The sequence below is a fragment of the Burkholderia sp. MSMB1589WGS genome (assembly GCF_001636105.1).
GTDB classification, from domain to species: Bacteria; Pseudomonadota; Gammaproteobacteria; order Burkholderiales; family Burkholderiaceae; genus Burkholderia; species Burkholderia humptydooensis.
In genome coordinates this window covers 621611-644559 of the sequence record NZ_LNJT01000006.1, presented here as the reverse complement: position 1 = coordinate 644559, position 22949 = coordinate 621611, and the positions used below count along the sequence as shown (strand labels likewise).

The 22949-nt window shown below is 68.4% G+C and carries 23 protein-coding genes; 14 read left to right on the top strand and 9 right to left on the bottom strand.

Features of this window, described 5'->3' with window-relative positions; genetic code table 11:
• Nucleotides 1-219 precede the first annotated feature (219 nt).
• The gene (locus WT16_RS05295) at nucleotides 220-1779 is read right to left on the bottom strand and encodes a sensor histidine kinase N-terminal domain-containing protein (RefSeq protein WP_063532841.1); all 1560 of its coding nucleotides are present in this window, start codon (nucleotides 1777-1779) and stop codon (nucleotides 220-222) included.
• A gap of 23 nt (nucleotides 1780-1802) precedes the next feature.
• Entirely contained in the window at nucleotides 1803-2540 is a 738-nt protein-coding gene (locus WT16_RS05290; RefSeq protein ID WP_063533063.1) for a response regulator transcription factor, read from the bottom strand.
• 205 nt (nucleotides 2541-2745) lie between these two features.
• On the opposite strand from WT16_RS05290, the gene recA reads away from it, so the two are divergent.
• The 10 genes from recA to WT16_RS05240 all read left to right on the top strand — a co-directional run bounded on the left by recA (nucleotide 2746) and on the right by WT16_RS05240 (nucleotide 12742).
• Complete coding sequence (gene recA, locus WT16_RS05285) at nucleotides 2746-3816, top strand: recombinase RecA (protein ID WP_015600328.1); 1071 nt, start codon at nucleotides 2746-2748, stop codon at nucleotides 3814-3816.
• The gene (gene recX, locus WT16_RS05280) at nucleotides 3816-4688 is read left to right on the top strand and encodes a recombination regulator RecX (RefSeq protein ID WP_063532840.1); all 873 of its coding nucleotides are present in this window, start codon (nucleotides 3816-3818) and stop codon (nucleotides 4686-4688) included. Before recA ends, recX begins: the two co-directional genes overlap by 1 nt.
• A gap of 270 nt (nucleotides 4689-4958) precedes the next feature.
• Nucleotides 4959-5570: a DUF2889 domain-containing protein gene (locus tag WT16_RS05275; RefSeq protein WP_063532839.1), complete on the top strand. Its 612-nt coding sequence runs from the start codon at nucleotides 4959-4961 to the stop codon at nucleotides 5568-5570.
• A gap of 64 nt (nucleotides 5571-5634) precedes the next feature.
• Nucleotides 5635-6816 (top strand): ADP-forming succinate--CoA ligase subunit beta, encoded by a 1182-nt coding sequence (sucC, locus tag WT16_RS05270; RefSeq protein ID WP_258006876.1) that lies wholly within the window; start codon nucleotides 5635-5637, stop codon nucleotides 6814-6816.
• 146 nt (nucleotides 6817-6962) lie between these two features.
• Entirely contained in the window at nucleotides 6963-7844 is an 882-nt protein-coding gene (gene sucD / locus WT16_RS05265; RefSeq protein ID WP_009911351.1) for a succinate--CoA ligase subunit alpha, read from the top strand.
• Between the two features lie 162 nt (nucleotides 7845-8006).
• Entirely contained in the window at nucleotides 8007-8720 is a 714-nt protein-coding gene (locus tag WT16_RS05260; protein WP_006024687.1) for a TerC family protein, read from the top strand.
• Nucleotides 8721-8957: 237 nt separating this feature from the next.
• Complete coding sequence (pilA, locus tag WT16_RS05255; RefSeq protein WP_061083893.1) at nucleotides 8958-9476, top strand: type IV pilus assembly protein PilA; 519 nt, start codon at nucleotides 8958-8960, stop codon at nucleotides 9474-9476.
• 182 nt (nucleotides 9477-9658) lie between these two features.
• Nucleotides 9659-11446: a Wzy polymerase domain-containing protein gene (locus WT16_RS05250; RefSeq protein ID WP_063532838.1), complete on the top strand. Its 1788-nt coding sequence runs from the start codon at nucleotides 9659-9661 to the stop codon at nucleotides 11444-11446.
• A 290-nt stretch (nucleotides 11447-11736) separates the two neighbouring features.
• Nucleotides 11737-12207, top strand: coding sequence for a DUF2501 domain-containing protein (locus WT16_RS05245; RefSeq protein ID WP_015601045.1), 471 nt, complete (start codon nucleotides 11737-11739; stop codon nucleotides 12205-12207).
• Between the two features lie 169 nt (nucleotides 12208-12376).
• Nucleotides 12377-12742 (top strand): TonB family protein, encoded by a 366-nt coding sequence (locus WT16_RS05240; protein WP_059931261.1) that lies wholly within the window; start codon nucleotides 12377-12379, stop codon nucleotides 12740-12742.
• A gap of 174 nt (nucleotides 12743-12916) precedes the next feature.
• Here WT16_RS05240 and moaC read toward each other — a convergent pair whose 3' ends face one another.
• Nucleotides 12917-13411, bottom strand: a complete 495-nt coding sequence (gene moaC, locus WT16_RS05235; protein ID WP_009911355.1) for a cyclic pyranopterin monophosphate synthase MoaC — start codon at nucleotides 13409-13411, stop codon at nucleotides 12917-12919.
• Nucleotides 13412-13561: 150 nt separating this feature from the next.
• On the opposite strand from moaC, the gene WT16_RS05230 reads away from it, so the two are divergent.
• Complete coding sequence (locus WT16_RS05230) at nucleotides 13562-15280, top strand: M48 family metalloprotease (protein ID WP_063532837.1); 1719 nt, start codon at nucleotides 13562-13564, stop codon at nucleotides 15278-15280.
• Nucleotides 15281-15569: 289 nt separating this feature from the next.
• On the opposite strand, the gene WT16_RS05225 is transcribed toward WT16_RS05230, so the two are convergent.
• From WT16_RS05225 to WT16_RS05200, 6 genes are all read right to left on the bottom strand, one after another.
• Nucleotides 15570-16184: a DUF2946 family protein gene (locus WT16_RS05225; protein ID WP_006024696.1), complete on the bottom strand. Its 615-nt coding sequence runs from the start codon at nucleotides 16182-16184 to the stop codon at nucleotides 15570-15572.
• Nucleotides 16177-17211, bottom strand: coding sequence for a hydrolase (locus WT16_RS05220; RefSeq protein ID WP_006024697.1), 1035 nt, complete (start codon nucleotides 17209-17211; stop codon nucleotides 16177-16179). Before WT16_RS05220 ends, WT16_RS05225 begins: the two co-directional genes overlap by 8 nt.
• Before the next feature lie 19 nt (nucleotides 17212-17230).
• A complete protein-coding gene (locus tag WT16_RS05215) occupies nucleotides 17231-17677 on the bottom strand; it encodes a nuclear transport factor 2 family protein (RefSeq protein WP_006024698.1) in 447 nt (148 codons plus the stop codon).
• A gap of 132 nt (nucleotides 17678-17809) precedes the next feature.
• A complete protein-coding gene (gene waaF, locus WT16_RS05210; RefSeq protein ID WP_006024699.1) occupies nucleotides 17810-18850 on the bottom strand; it encodes a lipopolysaccharide heptosyltransferase II in 1041 nt (346 codons plus the stop codon).
• Nucleotides 18851-18977: 127 nt separating this feature from the next.
• Nucleotides 18978-19175, bottom strand: a complete 198-nt coding sequence (locus tag WT16_RS05205) for a zinc-finger domain-containing protein (RefSeq protein ID WP_004197553.1) — start codon at nucleotides 19173-19175, stop codon at nucleotides 18978-18980.
• A gap of 67 nt (nucleotides 19176-19242) precedes the next feature.
• On the bottom strand, nucleotides 19243-20166 hold the full coding sequence (locus WT16_RS05200) for a branched-chain amino acid transaminase (protein ID WP_009911362.1): 924 nt from the start codon (nucleotides 20164-20166) through the stop codon (nucleotides 19243-19245).
• A gap of 222 nt (nucleotides 20167-20388) precedes the next feature.
• Between WT16_RS05200 and WT16_RS05195 the strand changes: the two genes are divergently transcribed.
• The 3 genes from WT16_RS05195 to WT16_RS05185 all read left to right on the top strand — a co-directional run bounded on the left by WT16_RS05195 (nucleotide 20389) and on the right by WT16_RS05185 (nucleotide 22938).
• Nucleotides 20389-21138 (top strand): AzlC family ABC transporter permease, encoded by a 750-nt coding sequence (locus tag WT16_RS05195; protein ID WP_006024701.1) that lies wholly within the window; start codon nucleotides 20389-20391, stop codon nucleotides 21136-21138.
• Complete coding sequence (locus WT16_RS05190; protein WP_063532836.1) at nucleotides 21135-21458, top strand: AzlD domain-containing protein; 324 nt, start codon at nucleotides 21135-21137, stop codon at nucleotides 21456-21458. Before WT16_RS05195 ends, WT16_RS05190 begins: the two co-directional genes overlap by 4 nt.
• 286 nt (nucleotides 21459-21744) lie before the next feature.
• Entirely contained in the window at nucleotides 21745-22938 is a 1194-nt protein-coding gene (locus tag WT16_RS05185) for a phosphoglycerate kinase (protein ID WP_063532835.1), read from the top strand.
• Nucleotides 22939-22949: the final 11 nt, after the last annotated feature.

Here is a 22949-nt window from a genome sequence, read left to right as displayed (position 1 = left end):
ATGTCTCCAATTTTGATATGGGGTCGCGCGTCCTCTCGGGAGGGCGGCTCCGAGTCGATTATTGGAGGGCAAACTTACGGCGCACTGACTCGCTGCGTCAAAATCGCGTGCCGGCAATTTGCGCATTACATCTTGGTTTGTCTTTCATCTTCTTTTAAATTGCTGTCAAGTTTCGACACTGTGCCTCTGGTGAGAGGCGGGCGGCGGCTTCGCTTAGGGTTATTCCGGGGCCTCGCGCCGTAAGCCAACGCTCACGCGCACGAGCGTGCCCGCGAGGCGCGGCGACGTCTGATACACGTTGTCGCCGATCGTCAGCGTGCCGCCGTGCTGCGCGACGATCTCGCGGACGATCGCAAGGCCGAGCCCGCTGCCGTCGCCTTCGCGGCCGAGTATCCGGTAGAAGCGCTCGACGACGCGTTCGCGCTCGCTTGCCGGGATGCCGGGGCCCGTATCCTCGACTTCGAGATGCACGACGCTCGCCGCGCGATCGGCGCGCACGCGCACGGTGATGCGGCCGCCCGCCGGCGTGTAGCGGATCGCGTTGTCGATCAGGTTGCCGAGCATCTCGCGCAGCATCACCGGATGCCCGTCGATGCGAAGCGGCTCCGAGTCGGCGTCCGGGCCTTCGTAGCCGAGGTCCATCTGCTTCGCGAGCGCGGCCTGCACCCAGTCGCGCACGGCCTGTCGCGCGAGCGTCGCGATCTCGACGGGCTCGAACGTGAGCCCCGTCGCGCGGTTTTCCGCGCGCGCGAGCGCGAGCAGTTGCGTGACGAGCCGCGCCGCCTGCTCGGAGCTCGTCGCGATCTGCTCGAGCGAGCGCGCGACGTCGTTCGGCACCTCGTGGCGCAGCGCGAATTCGGCCTGCGTGCGCAGGCCCGCGAGCGGCGTCTTCATCTGGTGCGCGGCGTCGGCGATGAAGCGCTTTTGCAGCGTGATGTTCTGCTCGAGGCGCGCGAGCAGATCGTTGAACGACGTGACGAGCGGCTCGATCTCGGGCGGCGCGCGCCGCGCCTCGACGGGCGACAGGTCGTCCGGGCGCCGGCCGCGGATGTGCGCCTGCAGCGCGGTGAGCGGCGCGAGCCCGCGCGACAGCCCGAACCAGACGAGCAGGATCGCGAGCGGCAGAATCACGAATTGCGGCAGGATCACGCCCTTGATGATGTCGTTCGCAAGCGCGTTGCGCTTGTCGAGCGTTTCGCCGATCTGCACGAGCACGGGCTGCGAGCCCGTCGCGCCCGGCAGCGCGACGGTCGTGTACGCGACGCGCACGTCGTTGCCGCGCAGCAGATCGTCGCGGAACACGACGACGCCGGGCGGCGGCCGGTCGTCGTCGCGCGGCAGCGGCAGGTCGGCTTCGCCCGCGACGAGCTCGCCACGCGTGCCGAGCACCTGGAAATAGAGGCTGTCGACGTTGTCGGCGCGCAGGAAGTCGAGCGTCGCCTGCGGCAGCCTCAGCTCGGCGACGCCGTTGACCGGCGTGATCTGCCGCGCGAGTACGTATGCGTCGGTCTCGAGCGCGCGATCGAACGGGCCGTTCGCGATCGTTTTCGCGACGAGATAGGTGACGGCGATGCTCATCGGCCACAGCAGGAGGAGCGGCGCGAGCATCCAGTCGAGAATCTCGCCGAATAGCGAGCGGGGGCGGGGGCCTTCGGCGGCGTCGGTTTCGTCCGGCGGCGCGAACGGGTTCTCGTAACGCGCGTCGCGCGCGGCGTCCGTATCGGGCGCCGCGGCAGCCGCGCGTCGCGCGGCGTGGATGGAACGGACTGGCGTGGCCATCGGCCGCTCGCTCGTCGACGGCGCTAGCGCAGCGGCTGGCTCGCGGCGGTTTCGGCCGGTTGCGGCGCGGCGGCGTTCGGCGTGTCGCTCGCGGGCGCGGCTTTCTCGAGGCAGTAGCCGAGGCCGCGCACGGTCGTGATCCGCACGCCGCTCGGCTCGATCTTCTTGCGCAGCCGGTGGACGTAGACCTCGATCGCGTTGTTGCTGACTTCCTCGCCCCATTCGCACAGATGGTCGACGAGCTGCTCCTTCGACACAAGCCGGCCGATGCGCTGCAGCAGCACTTCGAGCAGCCCGAGCTCGCGCGCGGACAGGTCGAGCACGCGGCCGTTCGCATATGCGATCCGGCCGACCTGGTCGAACGACAGCGAGCCGTGCCGCACGACGGTCGGCCCGCCGCCCGCGCCGCGCCGCGTCAGCGCGCGCACGCGCGCTTCGAGCTCGTTGAGCGCGAACGGCTTCGCCATGTAGTCGTCGGCGCCGAGGTCGAGCCCCTTCACGCGCTCGTCGACGCTGTCGGCGGCCGTCAGGATCAGCACGGGCAGGTTCGAATTGCGCGCGCGCAGGCGGCGCAGCACGTCGAGGCCGGACATCCTGGGCAGGCCGAGATCGAGGATCAGCAGGTCGAAAGTCTGCATCGACAAGGCCGTGTCGGCCTCGACGCCGTTCCTCACGTGGTCGACGGCATAGCCCGATTGGCGGAGCGACCGGGTGAGGCCGTCCGCGAGTATGCTGTCGTCTTCGGCGATGAGAATTCGCATGATGCGCAACCGATTGCCGCTCCGCGGCAATGACGCTGCGCGCGGCTGTCTCCGAAATATGCGGCGATGCCTGCCTGCAACGCGGGCTTGCATAAACCACTGTTTTTTTATACAGTGTCTGCATTCGCGCACCTAACGGCTTGCTGGCCGTGTCGAAGCCGGTGCGTCCGTATCAGACGCTGCTCATCATAGCAAAGGACGATTCATGGAAGAAAGCAAGAAAGGCTCCGGGCTGACTGCAGAGAAGAGCAAGGCGCTTGCCGCCGCGCTCGCGCAGATCGAGAAGCAGTTCGGCAAAGGGTCGATCATGCGGCTCGGCGACGGCGAGGCAGTCGAGGATATCCAGGTGGTGTCCACGGGCTCGCTCGGTCTCGATATCGCGCTCGGCGTCGGCGGCCTGCCGCGCGGCCGTGTGGTCGAAATCTACGGGCCGGAATCGTCCGGCAAGACGACGCTCACGCTGCAGGTGGTCGCCGAGATGCAGAAGCTGGGCGGCACCGCGGCGTTCATCGACGCGGAGCACGCACTCGACGTCCAGTATGCGTCGAAGCTCGGCGTGAACGTGCCGGAGCTGCTGATCTCGCAGCCGGACACGGGCGAGCAGGCGCTCGAAATCGTCGACGCGCTGGTCCGCTCGGGCTCGATCGACATGATCGTCATCGACTCGGTCGCGGCGCTCGTGCCGAAGGCCGAAATCGAAGGCGAGATGGGCGACGCGCTGCCCGGCCTGCAGGCCCGCCTGATGTCCCAGGCGCTGCGCAAGCTGACGGGCTCGATCAAGCGCACGAACTGCCTCGTGATCTTCATCAACCAGATCCGGATGAAGATCGGCGTGATGTTCGGCAACCCGGAAACCACGACGGGCGGCAACGCGCTCAAGTTCTATTCGTCGGTGCGTCTCGATATCCGCCGGATCGGCTCGATCAAGAAGAACGACGAGGTGATCGGCAACGAAACGCGCGTGAAGGTCGTCAAGAACAAGGTGTCGCCGCCGTTCCGCGAAGCGATCTTCGACATCCTGTACGGCGAAGGCATCTCGCGCCAGGGCGAGATCATCGATCTCGGCGTCCAGGCGAAGATCGTCGACAAGGCGGGCGCGTGGTACAGCTATAACGGCGAGAAGATCGGCCAGGGCAAGGACAACGCGCGCGAATTCCTGCGCGAGAATCCGGAAATCGCGCGCGATATCGAGAATCGCATTCGCGAGTCGCTCGGTGTCGCCGCGATGCCGCAGGGCGCCGATTCCGCAGCCGAGATCATGGACGAAGAGGAGTAATGCGCAAGAACCGGCAGGGCGCGGATTCGCAGCAGACAGCGCGCGGTGCGCGGGCGGTGTCCGCCGGCGAGCCTCACGCCGAATGCGAAACGCGCACGACGGTTTCGGGCGAAGGGCGGCCGTCTGGCCGCCCGGCAGCGAGGGCATCCGGCGATGCCCTCGTTTCGTTTCGGCGATCGGTTGCGTCCGAATCGGATGAGCCGTTCGATCCATATGAATCGTTCGATGCGCACGATGACGCGCGGCAGCGTGCGCCGGTGGGTGTTTCGTCCGCCGCGGCGCGGGGGGCGGTTGCCGGCGACGTCTATACGCGCACGAGCCAGGCCGGGCCCCGGTCGCGGCGGCGCGCATCGCCTTTCCATTCCGATTCGTCCACGTCGGATGTGAATGATGCGGAACGCTCGTCGGCATCGCAACGTCCGGCACGCACGCTGAAAGGGCGTGCGGTCGCCTATCTGTCGCGCCGCGAATACAGTCGCGCGGAGCTCGCGCGCAAGCTCGCGCCGTATGCCGACGAAAGCGACGATATCGAATCGCTGCTCGACGCGCTCGAGCGGGAAAACTGGCTGTCCGATTCGCGGTTCGCCGAAAGTCTCGTGCATCGGCGCGCGTCGCGCGTCGGTTCGGCGCGCATCGTCAGCGAACTGAAGCGCCACGCGGTGGGCGACGCGCTCGTCGAGTCCGTTGGCTCGCGGCTGCGCGAGAGCGAGTTCGAGCGCGCGCAGGCGGTCTGGCGCAAGAAGTTCGGCACGGCGCCGCAAACGCCGGCGGAACGCGCGAAGCAGGCGCGTTTTCTCGCGATGCGCGGTTTTTCGAGTGCGACGATCGCGAAGCTGCTGAAAGGCGATGTCGACGAATTTGGTGGCGATTGAGCGGGGCGAGCCCACTTCGCCGGCTCGTTTTCGCTGATTCGTTTTCGCTGATTCGTTTTCGCGGGCTCTCGTCGCCGGCCTGATATCGAGCCGGTGTGGGAATTTCGCAAGAATGTCCTGCAACGGCCGGGCGAGCGGCCACGATGCCTTGCCGATTGCAGGCCCCGTCCAATCCCCCCAAAACCCTCGAAACCCCGCACGGGGCCAGACCGGGCCGGTGTGGACGATATGCTAGAATCGCCGAGTTTCCTCTTCGGCTTCACTTTCCGCATGCCGCTACCCGAGCCCGTCCCCCGACAGTTGCGCCATCGCCGCGCAATTCGAGCGGAAGCCTACGAGCGCGCCGACGGCTTGTGGGACATCGAAGCCTGCCTGACCGATCACAAGCCTCGCGACGTGACGCTTGCGTCGAGCGTCAGGCCGAACGGCCTGCCGATCCACGAACTCTGGCTGCGCGTGACGATCGATCGGGAGCTGAATATCGTCGACGCCGACACGTCGTCGGACTGGGTGCCCTATCCCGGTCAATGCGAAGCAGCCAAACCCGCCTACCACGTCCTCATCGGACTCAATCTCTTCCGCCATTTCCGTCGCGACGTGTCCCGGCTGCTGTCCGGCGTCGCCGGCTGCTCGCATCTGACCGAGCTGTGCGCGGTGTTGCCGACGGCCGCGATTCAGGCGTTCGCGGGCGACGTATGGAACGTGCACGAGCTGTCGGGCGACGGCGCGACCGGGCGCGACCGCGCGGCCGACGAGCCGCCGTTCCAGCTCGGCCGCTGTCACGCGCTGCGGTTCGACGGGGAGGCGGTTCGGCAGTTCTATCCGCGCTGGTACGGCGCGAGCGGCTCCGCGCGCGAGGGCTCGGACAGTGCGAAGGAATGAGGGCGAGCGCTTGAATCGTCAGAAGAAGCGATCGTCAATCGACTTTTTTTAGCCAACTCACAGACTGAAGGAATCACGCATGAAGATTCACGAGTACCAGGGTAAGGAAATCCTGCGGAAATTCGGAGTCGCGGTCCCGCGCGGCAAGCCAGCGTTCTCGGTGGACGAGGCCGTCAAGGTGGCGGAAGAGCTGGGCGGCCCGGTCTGGGTCGTCAAGGCTCAGATTCATGCGGGCGGCCGCGGCAAGGGCGGCGGCGTGAAGGTCGCGAAGTCGCTCGAGCAAGTGCGCGAGTACGCGGACCAGATCCTCGGCATGCAACTGAAGACGCACCAGACGGGTCCGGAAGGCCAGAAGGTCAACCGTCTGCTGATCGAGGAAGGCGCGGACATCAGGAAGGAACTGTATGTCGGCATCGTGATCGATCGCGTGTCGCAGAAGGTCGTCGTGATGGCGTCGAGCGAAGGCGGCATGGACATCGAGGAAGTTGCGGAAAAGACGCCGGAAGCGATCCACAAGGTCGCCGTCGAGCCGTCGCTGGGGCTGCAGGACGCCGAAGCCGACGATCTCGCGAAGAAGATCGGCGTGCCGGATGCATCGATCCCGCAAGCGCGCGAAATCCTGAAGGGTCTGTACAAGTCGTTCTGGGAAACGGACGCGTCGCTCGCCGAAATCAACCCGCTCGTGCTGACGGGCGACGGCAAGGTGATCGCGCTCGACGCGAAGTTCAACTTCGATTCGAACGCGCTGTTCCGTCATCCGGAAATCGTCGCGTACCGCGATCTCGACGAAGAAGATCCGGCTGAAATCGAAGCGTCGAAGTTCGACCTCGCGTATATCTCGCTCGACGGCAACATCGGCTGCCTCGTGAACGGCGCGGGCCTCGCGATGGCGACGATGGACACGATCAAGCTGTTCGGCGGCGAGCCGGCGAACTTCCTCGACGTCGGCGGCGGCGCGACGACCGAGAAGGTCACCGAAGCGTTCAAGCTGATGCTGAAGAACCCGGGCCTGAAGGCGATCCTCGTGAACATCTTCGGCGGCATCATGCGCTGCGACGTGATCGCGGAAGGCGTGATCGCGGGCTCGAAGGCCGTGAACCTGAACGTGCCGCTCGTCGTGCGCATGAAGGGCACGAACGAAGACCTCGGCAAGAAGATGCTTGCGGAATCCGGCCTGCCGATCATCTCGGCGGACAGCATGGAAGAAGCCGCGCAGAAGGTCGTCGCGGCTGCTGCGGGCAAGTAACGAGCGCCCGCGACCTGGCGCTGCGCGCCAGGCCCCCGAAGCGGGGCGGGAGGACTCGGGGCAGCCCCGCGTTTTTCCGAGCGCAACATTGAACACGCATGGCGGCGCGGCTTTTCTCGCGACGCCGATCGAACAGAGGTCATTACATGTCGATTCTGATCAACAAAGACACGAAGGTCATCACGCAGGGCATCACCGGCAAGACCGGCCAGTTCCACACGCGCGCCTGCCGTGAGTACGCAAACGGCCGCGAAGCGTTCGTCGCGGGCGTGAACCCGAAGCGCGCCGGCGAAGATTTCGAAGGCATTCCGATCTACGCGAGCGTCAAGGAAGCGAAGGCGGAAACCGGCGCGACCGTGTCGGTCATCTACGTGCCGCCCGCGGGCGCCGCCGCGGCGATCTGGGAAGCGGTCGAGGCCGATCTCGATCTCGCGATCTGCATCACGGAAGGCATTCCCGTGCGCGACATGATCGAAGTGAAGGACCGCATGCGCCGTGAAGGCCGCAAGACGCTGCTGCTCGGGCCGAACTGCCCGGGCACGATCACGCCGGACGAGCTGAAGATCGGCATCATGCCGGGCCACATCCACCGCAAGGGCCGCATCGGCGTCGTGTCGCGCTCGGGCACGCTGACGTACGAAGCGGTCGCGCAACTGACGGCGCTTGGCCTTGGCCAATCGTCGGCGGTCGGCATCGGCGGCGACCCGATCAACGGTCTGAAGCACATCGACGTGATGAAGATGTTCAACGACGATCCGGATACGGACGCAGTCGTGATGATCGGCGAGATCGGCGGTCCGGACGAAGCCACGGCGGCTCAGTGGATCAAGGACAACATGAAGAAGCCTGTCGTCGGCTTCATCGCGGGCGTCACGGCGCCTCCGGGCAAGCGCATGGGCCACGCCGGCGCGCTGATCTCGGGCGGTGCGGACACGGCCGAAGCGAAGCTGGAAATCATGGACGCGTGCGGCATCAAGGTCACGCGCAATCCGTCGGAAATGGGCCGCCTGCTGAAGGCGGCGCTGTAAGCATCGCGCTGCAACGTCGGTTTCATCGCCACGAAAAACGCCGGTTCCGCCGGCGTTTTTTGTTATGCTCGCGCAAGCGTTTCGTCAGGCTCGCGCCGGGCGGTCCGGCGCGGGCGAACGCATGCCGACGCCCGCCGGTCTCACCCCCTTTGCTTCGCTCTCATGCTCGAATTCTTTGCCTCGCTCCATTGGGGCGCCGTTCTCCAGATCGTCATCATCGATATCCTGCTCGGCGGAGACAACGCGGTGGTGATCGCGCTCGCCTGCCGCAACCTGCCCGCGCAGCAGCGCGTGCGCGGCGTGCTGTGGGGGACGGCCGGCGCGATCGCGCTGCGCGTCGTGCTGATCGCGTTCGCGGTGCTGCTGCTCGACGTGCCGCTCCTCAAGTTTGCGGGCGGCGTGCTGCTGCTGTGGATCGGCGTGCGGCTGATGGCGCCCGCCGAGGACGCGCACGACAACGTCAAGCCCGCCGACAAGCTGTGGGACGCAGTGAAGACGATCGTGATCGCCGACGCGGTGATGAGCCTCGACAACGTGATCGCGATCGCGGGCGCGGCCGAGCAGGCGGACCCCGGCCATCGGATCGCGCTCGTGATCTTCGGCCTGCTCGTCAGCATTCCGATCATCGTCTGGGGCAGCACGCTCGTCCTCAAGCTGCTCGACCGCTTTCCGATCTTCATCACGTTCGGCGCGGCGCTGCTCGGCTGGATCGCAGGCGGGCTGATGGTCAACGATCCGGCGGGCGACCGCTGGCCGCTCCTCGACACGCCCGCCGCGATCTATGGCGCGAGCGCCGCGGGCGCGCTCTTCGTCGTGATCGCCGGCTATGCGCTGAAGAAGCGGCGCGCGGTATCGAGCGCGACGAATTCCCACTGACGGACGCGAACGCGCGGCGTCGGCCGTTCGGCCGACTGCCCGCGTTGCCGTCCGCTGGCTACGATCGACACGCCTGCCTGATCCGGCAGGCGTGTTTCGTTTTCGGAGCCTGTCATGAGCGAAGTTCTTTCCGTTTTACCGCCGGTTGCGTCGCTTTCGTCGCTTTCGCCGCTCGTGTGGCGGCGAAGGGGCGTGACGCGCGGTCTGCGCCGCGCGCGGCGAGCGTCGATGCGCGCGATGCGCGGCCGCGGCTTCACGCTGATCGAATTGATGATCGTGCTCGCGATCGTCGGCGTCGTCGCCGCGTACGCGATCCCCGCGTATCAGGATTACCTCGCGCGCAGCCGGGTCGGCGAGGGGCTCGCGCTCGCCGCATCCGCGCGGCTCGCTGTCGCCGAGAATGCGGCGAGCGGCAATGGATTCTCGGGCGGCTATGTGTCGCCGCCCGCCACGCGCAACGTCGAATCGATCCGGATCGACGACGACTCCGGACAGATCGTCGTCGCCTTCACGACGCGCGTCGCGGCGGCGGGCGCGAATACGCTCGTGCTCGTGCCGTCGTCGCCGGATCAGCCGGACGTGCCGACGGCGCGTGTCGCGTTGTCGAAGGGCGTCGTTCAGGCGGGGGCGATCACGTGGGAGTGCTTTGCGGACGGCAAGGCGTCGTCGTCGCTGCCTGCGCCGGGCGCCGGACCGATGCCGACCGACGCGCCGACGCTGGCCGGCAAGCTCGCGCCGCCCGATTGCCGCGCGTGAAGGGGCGGCGGCGCAGTGGCGCGATCGCCGGGCACGGGCCTTGCGCGAACTGGCGGCCGTCCGGCGACGGCCGCGCACCGCGATGGTGCGTCGCATGATGTCCGTGCGTGTCGGGCGTCCGCGCCCGCACAGCGGGAGGTTTTTTTTGTATAGTGCGCCGGTTGCTGATACCCGGTTCGCTCATGCCTTCTTCTTTTCTGCGTTCTTTATCGCTGATCGCGCTCGCCGTCGCCCTGATCCTGCCGTATGCGGTCACGAACCACACGTACCCGATTCCGACCTTCTATTCCGAGTTTGCCGCGTTCGCCTTGTATTGGGTGCTCGGCGCGAGCGTCGTGCTGCTCGTGAAAGCCGAGCGCGCCGAGCAGTCGTTCGCCGCGCCGATGGCGCTCGTCGCGCCGCTCGGATTCGGCGCGGTATTGCTTGCGCAGATCGCGCTGCTGCCGCTGCGCCAGCCTTCGATGAACTGGCTCGCGATGGGCTACCTGCTGGGCGCGCTCGGCGCGATGCAGGCCGGTTATGCACTCGCGCGCGCGAACATGGTCGACATGGCCGCGCGGATGATCGCGGGGGCGACGATCGTCGGCGGCATCGTCGCAGTCGCCTGCCAGTTCGTGCAACTGTTCCATCTGGAGACGGCGTTCTCGCCGTTCGTCGTGTCGTACGGCGTGACCGTCGACCGCCGTCCGTACGGCAACATGGCGCAGGCCAATCACCTCGCGACCTATATCGCGTTCGCGCTCGCGGGCGCGCTCTATCTCGTGCAGACGCGGCGGATGCCGGCGCTTGCGTGGGCGGCGCTGTCGGCGCTCCTGTCCGCCGGGCTTGCGCTCACCGTGTCGCGCGGGCCGTGGCTGCAGGTCGGCGTGATGGTCGTCGCCGGCTTCTGGATGGCGTTCACGCAGGCGCGGCGCGATCCGGCCGCGAGCCGCGCGCGTGCATGGGCGATTCCCGTCGTGCTGGGCGCGCTGTTCGTCGCGGTCAACGTCGCGGTGCGCTGGGCGAATGTCCACTACCATCTCGGTCTCGCGGAATCCGCCGCCGATCGCATGCGCGACGCCGGCCAGATCGCGCCGCGCCTCGCGCTCTGGAAGTACGGCCTCACGATGTTCCGCGAGCATCCGCTGCTCGGCGTCGGCTGGGGCGAATTCCCGATTCACCAGTTCGAGCTCGTGCGCAGGCTGGGCGGCGTCGAGATCGCGAACAACTCGCACGACATCTTCATCGATCTTCTTGCGAAATCCGGCCTGCTCGGCCTCGGCGTGCTGCTCGTCGCGCTCGTTGCGTGGTTCGTGCGCGCGCTGCGCGTGCCGCATACCGAGAGCCGCGTATTTGGCTTCGCGCTCGTCGGCATTGTGCTGATGCACGCGCTCGTCGAGTATCCGCAGCAGTACACGTTTTTCCTGCTGCCCGTGATGTTCGTGATCGGTCTGCTCGAGACGAAGCCGCTGCGCGTGTTGCGGGGCCGTGCGGCGTTCGCGCTGTTCGCGGTGCTGTCGGTGGCGGGGCTCGCGTCGCTGTACCCGGTGCTGCGCGACTACCAGCGCGCCGAAGTGCTGTATTACGGCACGAATCCGGCCGAGCAGTACCGCGAGCAGCCGTCGTTCCTGTTCGGTGCTTGGGGCGATTACGGTGCGGCGACGCTGCTCGCGATCTCGCGCGACAATTTGCAGGCGAAGCTGGCCGCGCACGAACGCGCGATCGCGCTGCTGCCGGGCGAGACGGTGCTGCGCCGCTATGCGGTGTTGCAGGCGCTCGACGGCCGCGAGGCCGACGCGCTCGATACGGTCGAGCGATTGCGCGTGTTCGCGGAAGAACTGCACGACTGGCCGGTGCAGCTCGCCGCGCTGTACAAGCTGCTCGACGACCAGCCGTCGCTGAAACCCTTCAAGGCGGCGCTCGTCGTGAAGTACGGAACGCCTGCCTCGAACCTGTCGGCCGACGACGAGGAGGACGACAGCGACGATTGATCGCCGGCCGGCTCGAAACGCGTCGCTCGATCGAGAAACCGCCGCATGCGGCGGCACGGCCTTGCCGCTACGGACGACCGACGCGAGCAATCGCAGCAAGACCACGGCTGGAAATCGCCGCGAGCATCCCGCCTCGCCGCCGCCTCATGGCAGATGACGTTAACCAGTGTTAAATCTCGCCGCATTCGCGCCTCGCCAGCCGCCGCGAGCGGATGCGCGCGATGTCGTTCGGGTATGCTTGGGCGCGGTATCCATCGACCGGACCGATTTCCTGCCCTGAGAGAAAGCCCATGAAAACGCGTACTCATCGTATTGCCGCAGCAGGCATCCTGGTTGCCAGCATCCTGTCGTTTTCGACCGCGCATGCGCAACTCGGCGATTTTCTCAAGCAAGGCGCCGACGCCGGCAACGGCGCGGGCGGTATCGCCGGCGCGCTCGGCAATCTCGGCGGCGCCGGCGGCGCGGCGTCGGCCGGCGCGCTGCTGACGCCCGGCAGCACCGGTAACGTCGCGGGCCTGCTGCAGTTCTGCATCAAGAACAACTATCTCGGCGACGGCGGCGCATCGTCGGTCAAGGATGCGCTGATGAGCAAGCTGGGCGGCGGCGTCACGTCGGACAGCGCATATGCGAGCGGCGCGAACGGGATTCTCGATGCCGGCAACGGCCGTACGCTCGATCTGGCCGGCGGGCAAAGCTTCAAGCAGCAGTTGACGAAGCAGGTGTGCGACAAGGTGTTGTCGCAAGCGAAGTCGCTGTTGTAAGCGCTGTCGGCAGAACGCGGCGAACGCCTGGGACCGCGCGCGGCGCCCGACACCGGCGCTCCGCGCGGACGAAACATCCACGAGTAACGGGGTGCGGAATCGCACGGCGGCGCGTGACGCGCATGCTGTCGATTCGCGCGACGGACGCTGTAGACGGACCGCAACGAACATGAAGACCTACTCGACGTACCTGGCGCTTCCCCTTGCCGCGTCGCTGTTCGCCGGCTGTGCGGCGTTCGCGCCGCGCGATGCGGCGAAGCTCGAATGCACGATGCCCGTCGCGGCATATCCGGAGAATGCGAAGCCGCTCGAGCGCCGGGCGACCGTACTCGTGCGCGCGATGATCACGGCGTCGGGCAACACGGAGAACGTCACGGTGACGACGAGCAGCCGGAACGCCGCGGCGGACCGTGCGGCGGTCGACGCGATGTCGAAGATCGCATGCTCGCAGACGCCCGCGCGCGGCGGCGAGCCGTATCCGTTCACGCTGACGCGGCCGTTCGTGTTCGAGCCGCAGGCGAGGGCGTCGCGGTGACGCATGTCGGAGCGCATTGAGCGCGCCGACGCAGGCGGTGACGGGCGAACGACATCCGGCGCTGTCCCGGCTTGGCGCAACCGTCGTTCGAAGCTTCGAGCGCGCTGAACGTCGCGAGCGACGCGTGCGCCTGGACCAGGCCAGGCGCGCGTGATCAGCGGCCGACCGGCCGCATCACGCGCCGGCTTCGTCCGCCTTCCAGTCCCCCGACTTCCCGCCGCGCTTTTCCCGCACGCTCACGTCGGTGATCGTCATTCCGCGATCCACCGCCTTGCACATGTCGTAGACGGTCAGCAGCCCGACCTGCACCGCGGTCAGCGCTTCCATTTCGACGCCCGTGCGCCCGAGCGTCTCGACCTGCGCGCTGCAACGCACGCCGGGCAGCGCGTCGTCGAATTCGAAATCGACCGCGACGCGCGTGAGCGCGAGCGGATGGCAGAGCGGAATCAGATCGGCGGTGCGCTTTGCGCCCTGGATCGCCGCGATTCGCGCGACGCCGAGCACGTCGCCTTTCTTCGCGCGCCCCTCGCGGATCAGCGCGAGCGTGTCGGGCAGCATCCGGATCGCGCCGCGCGCCACCGCGATGCGCTTCGTTTCCTGCTTGCCGCCGACGTCGACCATGTGCGCATGGCCGGCGGCGTCGAAGTGGGTGAATCCTGATCCAGACATGTCGTGCTCCGTTAGAGGGCGTCTATCATAGCAGCGCGGCTCGCCTGCCCGTCCGGCGCGCTTCGGCGTCGCGCGAGCGGAGGCCGGCGCGCCGTTACAATGACGCAGCCCCATCGAGCCATTACGCCACGGCCGCCCAGATCCTTGTCCATGCGCGTCAAATCGTCGTTTGCCGTTTTGTTGTCCGCGGCGCTCGCCCTGCCGCCCGGCGGCCACGCGCAGTCGCGCGGCGATGCGCCGCCGCTCGAGCCCGCGCGCTCCACCGGCGCTGCGGACGCCGCGCTGCTCACGCGAGACGCGCTGTCCACCATGCCGTCCGGCATCGCGGCCGGCGTGTTCGGCACGTATGGCGGCACGGACAGCCGGCTCGCCGATCCGGCGTCGGGCACGCCCAGTTTGCGCGCGCCGCTTCGCTCGCTGCAACTGCCGGATCTCGGCGACGGCTCGGGCGGCTCTCTGACGCCGCAGGCGGAGCGCCGTCTCGGCGAGCGCGTGATGCGCGAGGTGCGCCGCGACCCCGACTACCTCGACGACTGGCTCGTGCGCGACTACCTGAATTCGGTCGCGACGAAGCTTTCGGCGGCGGCCGCCGCGCAGTTCATCGGCGGCTACATGCCCGATTTCGATCTGTTCGCGATGCGCGATCCGCAGATCAACGCGTTCTCGCTGCCGGGCGGCTTCATCGGAATCAACAGCGGGCTCGTCGCGGCGACGCAGACGGAGTCCGAGCTCGCGTCGGTGATCGGCCACGAGATGGGGCACGTGCTGCAGCGGCACATCGCGCGGATGATCAGCGCAAGCGAGAAGAGCGGCTACGCGGCGCTCGCGACGATGCTGTTCGGCGTGCTCGCCGGCATTCTCGCGCGCAGCGGCGATCTTGGCAGCGCGATCGCGATGGGCGGCCAGGCGTTCGCGGTCGACAGCCAGCTTCGGTTCTCGCGCTCGGCCGAGCGCGAGGCGGATCGCGTCGGCTTTCAACTGCTCGCGGGCGCTGGCTACGATCCGTATGGCATGCGGGGCTTCTTCGAGCGGCTCGAGCGCGCGTCGATGGGCGACGCGGGCGTGCCCGCGTATGCGCGCACGCACCCGCTGACGGGCGAGCGGATCGCCGACATGGACGATCGCGCGCGGCGCGCGCCGTACCGGCAGCCGCGACAGTCGTCGGAATACGGCTTCGTGCGCGCGCGCCTGCGGATGCTGCAGAACCGCTCGCCGACCGATTACGCGAACGAGGTGCGGCGGATGCGCGCGGAGCTCGACGACAGGGTCGCGCCGAACGTCGCGGCGAACTGGTACGGGATCGCACTCGGCGAGATGCTGGGCGGCCGCTACGGCGACGCGGACCGCGCGCTCGCCGCGGCGCGCGACGCCCTCATGCGCACGGCCGCGCGCGAGGGCGAGGCGGCGCGCACTTCGCCGAGCCTCGACGTGCTCGCGGCGGAGATCGCGCGTCGCGCCGGCCGCGCGGACGACGCGGTGCGGCTCGCCGCCGCCGCGCAAGCGCGCTGGCCGGGCTCGCACGCGGCAATCGCCGCGCATCTGCAGGCGCTCCTCGCCGCGCGGCGCTACGGGCAGGCGCAGACGCTCGCGCAATCCGAAGCGCGCGCCGATTCCGGCCAGCCCGACTGGTGGAACTATCTCGCGCAGGCGAGCCTCGGCCAGGGCGACGCGGTCACGCAGCGCCGCGCGCTCGCGGAGAAGTTCGCGCTCGAAGGCGCGTGGCCGTCGGCGATCCGGCAGTTGCGCGAGGCGCGCGACCTCAAGTCGGCCAGCTTCTACGAGCAGTCGATCATCAGCGCGCGGCTGCACGAGTTCGAGGCGCGCTACAAGGAAGAGCGGGAAGAGGACAAGGATAACCGGCGCGGGTGACGCGCGGCGCGGCGCAGCGATTGCCGCGGGCAACGGGCAACGGGCGCCAGCGATTGCGGGCGGGCGCGGTCAGTCACGTTGCCGGCTGGCGAATCTCTGGACGAAAGCCGGGCGAAGCGCGCGGCGCGGAAGAGTCCGAGGAATCGGAAGAAGCCGAAGCGCCAGACGCATCGGCCGAAGCAGACGAAGCAGACGAAGCAGACGAAGCAGACGAAGCAGACGAAGCAGACGAAGCGCCGACGCAAAGCACGGCGCGCGGTTCACCCGCCGTCCGCCACCGCGCGCCGCGTCAGCCCGCCGCCCGCCCTCCCGCGCGCGCGGCCGGGCTTGCGACGAACCCGAACCGCTGCGCAACGTCGTCGCGCCGGATCGGCTCGAGCGGCAGATCGACGCCGCCGCCGAGATGCAGCACGCCGTGCGCGCCGTCGTCATCGAGGTCGGCGCAATCGGCGAAGAGCGCCAGATCGTGATCGTGCAGCGCGGCGACGCGCGGCGGCGTTGCGCGGTCGGCAAACAGCACGCCGCCCGCGTCGTCGAGCCAGGCGCTCGCCGGCTCGAACGCGCGGCCGGTGTGGTCGGTCAGCGCGACGCGCGCCGGATCGTCATGATCGTGACGGCCGTCGCGATCGGCCGCGAGCCGGACGATCCACGGCGTATACGCCAGTTCGACGTACACGCGCTGCGGCCCGTTCTGGAAGAACCACTGGCCATCTTCGTCGCGCTCGTAATTGCGGGCGATGAAGTCGACGAGCGCCGGGTGCCGCACGGGCGAGCCGAGCGCGCCCGCCGCCTGCGCGGCGTCGTCGCGCATCCGCCAGCCGCCGCGCCGGTCGAGCAGCAGCCATCCGGTGCAGTGCGGAACGTTCGGCCACTTGGCGAGCGCCTGTTTGACGATGTCATCCATGATCGGTGAAGCGTGAGCAGAATTCGAAGATGCGCGCGGGCAGCCAGTCGATGCGCCCAGGGAACGGGCCCGTCATGAAGCCCGCGTGGCCGCCGTGCTCGGGCTGGTCAAGCACGACCGCGCGCGACACGTCGCGCGGGCCGGGCAGCGCCGACGCCGGCAGGAACGGATCGTTGCGCGCGTTGAGGATCAGCGTCGGCACGTCGATCGCCGCGAGGAGCGGGCGCGTGGTCGCCTGCGTCCAGTAATCGTTCGCGTCGACGAAGCCGTGCAGCGGCGCAGTGACGATATCGTCGAAGTCGTGCATCGTGCGCGCGGCGAGCATCGCGTGCCTGTCGAAGAGCCCCGGATACTGTTCGAGCTTCACGAGCGCCTTCAGCTTGAGCGTCTTCAGGAAGCTGCGCGTGTAGACCATCGAGAAGCCTTGCGACAGCGCGCGGCCGCCCGCGTGGACGTCGATCGGCGTCGACACCGCCGAGGCCGCCGCGACGATCGACGTATCGCTGCGCCGTTCGCCGAGCCAGCGCAGCAGCACGTTGCCGCCGAGCGACACGCCGACCGCGACGAGCGGCCCGCGATGGCTTTTCGCGAGCCGCCGCAGGATCCAGTCGACTTCGGCGCTGTCGGCGAGGTGATAGAAGCGCGGCATCCGGTTCATCTCGCCGCTGCAACTACGGAAGTGCGGGACGACGCCGTGCCAGCCGCGCGCGCGGGCGGCCGCCATCAGCACGCGCGCGTAATGCGAATCGGAGCTGCCTTCGAGGCCGTGGAACAGCACGGCGAGCGGCGCGCCCGGCTCGGGCGCCGCGCCCGCCGCCGGCGCGAGCCAGTCGACGTCGATGAAGTCGCCGTCGGGCGTGTCCCAGCGCTCGCGCCGGTATTCGACGTCGGGCCGGCGCGCGAAGAGGGCGGGGACGATCGTCTGCGCGTGGCTCGTCGGCAGCCAGAGCGGCGCGCGGTAGAGGGACGAGGCTGCCGGGGGGGCGGTCTCGTCGGCAGCGGGAAGCGGGGGGAGTGCGGTGCTCATCGCTGCGAACGCCCGTTGCTCAGTGGAGCGGCCCCTGCGCGTGGCGGATCTTCGCGGCGAACTGCGTCGCCGTCTGCTCGGGGATCGGGCTCGCGTGGATGTGGGCGATCCGCCATTCGCCGCGCTCGTGGATCATCACGTAGGTCGTGAACACCATCTGCGGCTCGGCCGTGAGATCGGCCTGCTGGTGCGCTTCCGCGACCGTGTAGACGACGGTGCCGAGGCTGTCGTAGACGCGGATGTCGAGCGGCTCGATCGTGACGGGCTGTGTCGACAGCCGCGCGCCGAACCCGCTTCGGATCTGCTCGAGGCCGTGCAGGTGCGTGCCGTCCGACCAGATGCAACTGGCGAAGTCCTCGTCGATCCAGAGGACCATCAGCGCGTCGAGGTTGGCGTCGGCGATTGCCTGGTAGTACGCGTTCAGCGTATCGGCGGCGGCTTCGAAGAGGCGGGCAAAACGTGGCATCGGGTCTATCTCTCGCGCGCGGCGCGCGCCGTTTCATCGAGGCGGCCTCGTCGTCGACGGGGCCGCCCGCTCAAGCGGTGAGTCGGGTGCGGGTGCGCGGGCGCGCGACGGGCGGCCTCGCGGCCGCGGACGTCAGCGCTGTCCGACGAGCATCCCGCGCAAATCGCCGAACACCTGCTCCGGGCTCAGCTCGCGCAGGCATTTCAGATGGCCGAGCGGGCATTCGCGTTCGAAGCAGGGACTGCATTCGAGATGCAGCCATTGTACCTTTGCCAGCTCCGACAGCGGCGGGGTATGACGCGGATCGGTCGAGCCGTAGAGCGCGACGAGCGGTCGGCGCAGCGCCGCCGCGACGTGCATCAGCCCGGAATCGTTGGTGACGACCGCGTTCGCGCGCGCGATCAGCGCGCACGCCTCGGTGAGCGAGGTCTGGCCGCAGAGGCTGCGCACGTTCGGCGCGCGCTCGGCGATCGCCTGCGCGGCCGCTGCGTCCTTCGGCGAGCCGAGCGCGACGATCTGCGTATACGGAAAGGACTGGCTCACGCTCTGCGCGAGCGCGGCGAAATGCTCGGGTGGCCAGCGCTTCGCCGGGCCGTACTCGGCGCCCGGGCAGAACACGACGAGCGGCTTGCGCGTGTCGAGGTTGAAGCGCGCGGAGACGCGCGCCGTCTCGTTCAGGTCCGCTTCGAGCCGCGGCGGCGGCAGCGTCTGGAGCGATTCGGGCAGCTTCGCGCCGGGCGCGTACGCAAGCGCCGCGTAATGTTGGGCCATCGGCGCGCGCGTGTCGCGCGCCTTGCCCGGATTCGCGTGCCGCACGTTCAGGAGCATGTAGCGATGCTCGCCCGTGTAGCCGACCCGAAGCGGGATGCCGGCGAGCCACGGGATCAGCGCGGATTTCAGCGAGTTCGGCAGCACGTACGCGGCGTCGTAGCCGAGCTCGCGCAGATCGCTCGCGAGCTGCCAGCGGTGCAGCATCTGCAGCTTGCCGTGCGCGAGCTCGGTCGCGTGGACATCGTGGATCTCGGGCATCCGCTCCAGCACGGGCGCGACCCACGTGGGCGCCACGGCGTCGATGACGATGCGGGGATGCAGTTTCTTCAGCAGCGCGAAAAGCGGCTGCGCCATCAATGCGTCACCGATCCAGTTCGGTGCGATTACCAACGCGCGACGCATCAGGTCGATTTCCGATGTCGTAATGAAGCGCGACGCTCGTGCGCCGCGCTCGGGTTGCGGGGGAGGGGCGGCGGCGCGCGCCGGACGGCCGGTGCGCGCCGCGTCGGGCGGCGAAGCCGCCGCGCGCTCAATGGTGGCCGCGCAGCACTTCGCCGTCGCGCAGCTTGTAGCGCGTGCCGCAGTACGGGCAGCGCGCCTCGCCGTGCGAGACGTCGATGAACACGCGCGGGTGCGCGCTCCAGCGCGGCATCGCGGGATTCGGGCAGTAAGCGGGCAGATCCTTGGCCGTCAGTTCGATGAGCGGCATTTCCTTGATTTCACTCATGGGGCTTTCTCGTTATAGCGATGGCGAGCGGCGCGCGCCGGCGTTGCGCCGCGCGCCGCATTCGGGCTCAGATCTTCGTGAGCCAGTCCGCGTGCTTCGCGCTCTTGCCGTTGACGACGTCGAAGAACGCGCTTTGCAGCTTTTCGGTGATCGGGCCGCGCGCGCCGCTGCCGATCGTGCGGTTGTCGAGCTCGCGGATCGGCGTGACTTCGGCCGCGGTGCCGGTGAAGAACGCTTCGTCGGCCGTATAGACCTCGTCGCGCGTGATGCGCTTCTCGATCACTTCGATGCCGGCTTCCTTCGCGAGCGTGATGACCGTGTCGCGCGTGATGCCGTCGAGGCACGACGCGAGATCCGGCGTGTAGAGCTTGCCGCGGTTCACGAGGAAGAAGTTCTCGCCGGAGCCTTCGGACACGTAGCCGTCGACGTCGAGCAGGAGCGCCTCGTCGTAGCCGTCGGCCGTCGCTTCCTGGTTCGCGAGGATCGAGTTCACGTACCAGCCGGACGCCTTCGCGCGCACCATCGATACGTTCACGTGATGGCGCGTGAACGACGAGGTCTTCACGCGGATGCCCTTCGCGAGGCCCTCCTCGCCGAGGTACGCGCCCCACGGCCACGCGGCGATCGCGACGTGGATCGTGTTGCCCTTGGCCGACACGCCGAGCTTCTCCGAGCCGATCCAGATGATCGGGCGCAGGTAGCACGACTCGAGCTTGTTCTCGCGCACGACGTCGCGCTGCGCGGCCTCGAGCGTTTCCTGGTCGAACGGCACGTCCATCTGGAAGATCTTCGCCGAGTTCAGCAGGCGCTTCGTGTGCTCCTTCAGGCGGAAGATCGCCGTGCTGCCGTCGGCCGTCTTGTACGCGCGCACGCCCTCGAAGACGCCCATGCCGTAATGCAGCGTGTGGGTCAGCACGTGGATCTTGGCGTCGCGCCATTCGATCAGCTTGCCGTCCATCCAAATCTTGCCGTCGCGATCGGCCATTGACATAGGTCTTCTCCTGGTGGATGCGGGGATGCGCAGAAAGGGCGCGCGGCGGCTCGAAACCGCGCCGCGTCGCAAAGGGGCTCATTTTAGCGTTTTTGTACGCGCAACGGTCGGTACGGCAGAGTCCGGCGCTATAATCGACGCGCAATCTGCGTGAAAAATAACGGGCGGCGGCGCGCGATGCGCGCGAGCGGTCCGGCTTTTCGCCTTCGCGGCGCCTCCTCGATGCTCGCTCGCCTCTCCGCCACCGACCGTTTCGCCCTCGCCCAGGGCTTCCGCGACTTTTCCCCGACGCTGATGGCGATCCTGTCGTGGGGCCTCGTCACCGGCATCGCGATGAGCAAGTCGGTGCTGACGACGGGGCAGGCGCTCGGCATGTCGATCCTCGTCTACGCGGGCTCGTCGCAGCTCGCGGTGCTGCCGCTCTTCGCCGCGAAGCTGCCGGTCTGGACGATTCTCCTGACGGCCGCGATGGTCAACATGCGCTTCGTGATCTTCAGCGCGGGGCTCGCACCCCATTTCTCGTATCTGCCGCTGTGGCGGCGGCTCGCGATCGGCTATTTCAACGGCGACGTGATCTACCTGCTGTTCCAGAAGCAGGGCTTCGCGGCGGGCCACGTGCCCGGCAAGGAGGCGTACTTCTGGGGGATGGCGCTCACGAGCTGGCTTGCATGGCAGGCGTCGTCGCTCGTCGGCATCGCGCTCGCGAGCGCGTTTCCCGACAGTTGGGGGCTCGCGCTCGCCGGCACGCTCGCGCTGATTCCGATCATGGTGTCGGCGATCGCGAACCGCTCGACGCTCACGGCCGTCGCGGTGGCGGGGGGCGTGTCGCTCGTCGCGTTCGAGCTGCCGTACCGGCTCGCGCTGCCGCTCGCGGTGGTCGCGGCGCTTGCGGCGGGCAGCGTCGCCGACTGGTTCGTCGAGCGCGCCGACTGGCGGCGCATCCGGGCGGCGCGCACGGAGGACGCCGAATGAGCGACTGGCAAGTCTGGCTCGCGATCGCCGGGATGACGCTCGTCACCGCGATCACGCGCGCGCTCTTTCTCGCCGGCGGCGAGCGCACGGTGCTGCCCGAGCGCGTGCAGCGCTCGCTGCGCTACGCGCCCGCTGCGGCGCTCGTCGCGGTCGTGCTGCCCGACGTGCTGGAGACGCCCGAAGGCATCTCGTTCGCGCTGTCGAACCACGATTTCTACGCGGCGGCGGCGGGCCTCGCGTGGTTCCTGTGGCGGCGGAGCATGCTCGGCACGATCGTCGTCGGGATGCTCGTGTTCACCGCGCTGCGGGTCCTGTCCTGACCGGTTCCGGCACGGTCGCCCGGCATGCCGGGCGGGCTGCCGCGGCATGCGCGCCGCAACGGCGCGCAATGCTGCGAAATAACAGGAATTCGGCGGGAATTCAGCAGGATTTCGCCGCGCGGCGGGGCAGCGCGCCGGGCGGATCGGCTAGAATGACCCCTTCCGGAATTTTTTCGCGCGCGCCGCGCGGGCCCTGCCGCGCAAAGCCGGCGGGCCGCGCAAGGCGCCCGGCGCGGCAGCGCCGCGCGCGTCGAACCGCCTTCCTTCATCAACCTTCATCAGTCCCATGAGCCAAGTAAAGCGTCTTACTGACCTGATCGCCGAAGGCAAGCTCTCCGGCAAACGTGTGTTCATCCGCGCCGATCTGAACGTGCCGCAGGACGATCACGGCAACATCACCGAAGACACGCGCGTGCGCGCGTCGGTGCCCGCGATCGAGGCGGCGCTCGACGCGGGCGCGGCCGTGATGGTCACGTCGCACCTCGGCCGCCCGACGGAAGGCGAGTTCAAGCCCGAGGATTCGCTCGCGCCCGTCGCGAAGCGGCTGGCCGAGCTGCTCGGCCGCGACGTGCCGCTCGTCGCGAACTGGGTCGAGAACGGCGTCGAAGTCGCGCCGGGCCAGGTCGTGCTGCTCGAGAACTGCCGCGTGAACAAGGGCGAGAAGAAGAATTCGGACGAACTCGCGCAGAAGATGGCGAAGCTCTGCGACGTCTACGTGAACGACGCGTTCGGCACCGCGCACCGCGCAGAGGCGACCACGCACGGCATCGCGAAGTACGCCCCCGTCGCGTGCGCGGGCCCGCTGCTCGCCGCCGAGCTCGACGCGCTCGGCAAGGCGCTCGGCAACCCGAAGCGTCCGCTGGTGGCGATCGTCGCGGGCTCGAAGGTGTCGACGAAGCTGACGATCCTGAAGTCGCTCGCGGAGAAGGTCGATCAACTGATCGTCGGCGGCGGCATCGCGAACACGTTCATGCTCGCGGCGGGCCTTGCGATCGGCAAGTCGCTCGCGGAAGCCGATCTCGCCGGCGAGGCGAAGGCGATCATCGACGAGGCGAGGAAGCGCGGCGCGTCCGTGCCGATCCCGACCGACGTCGTCGTCGCGAAAGAGTTCTCGCCGACGGCCGCCGCCACCGTGAAGAAGGTCGCCGACATCGAAGCCGACGACATGATCCTCGACATCGGGCCGGACACCGCGAAGGCGCTCGCCGGCCAGCTCGAGAAGGCGGGCACGATCGTCTGGAACGGCCCCGTCGGCGTGTTCGAGTTCGACCAGTTCGGCAACGGCACGAAGACGCTTGCCGACGCGATCGCGAACTCGGCCGCGTTCTCGATCGCGGGCGGCGGCGACACGCTCGCCGCGATCGCGAAGTACGGGATCCACGACAAGGTCAGCTACATCTCGACGGGCGGCGGCGCGTTCCTCGAATTCCTCGAGGGCAAGAAGCTGCCCGCCGTCGAAGTGCTGGAAACGCGCGCGTAAGCGCGCAGCGC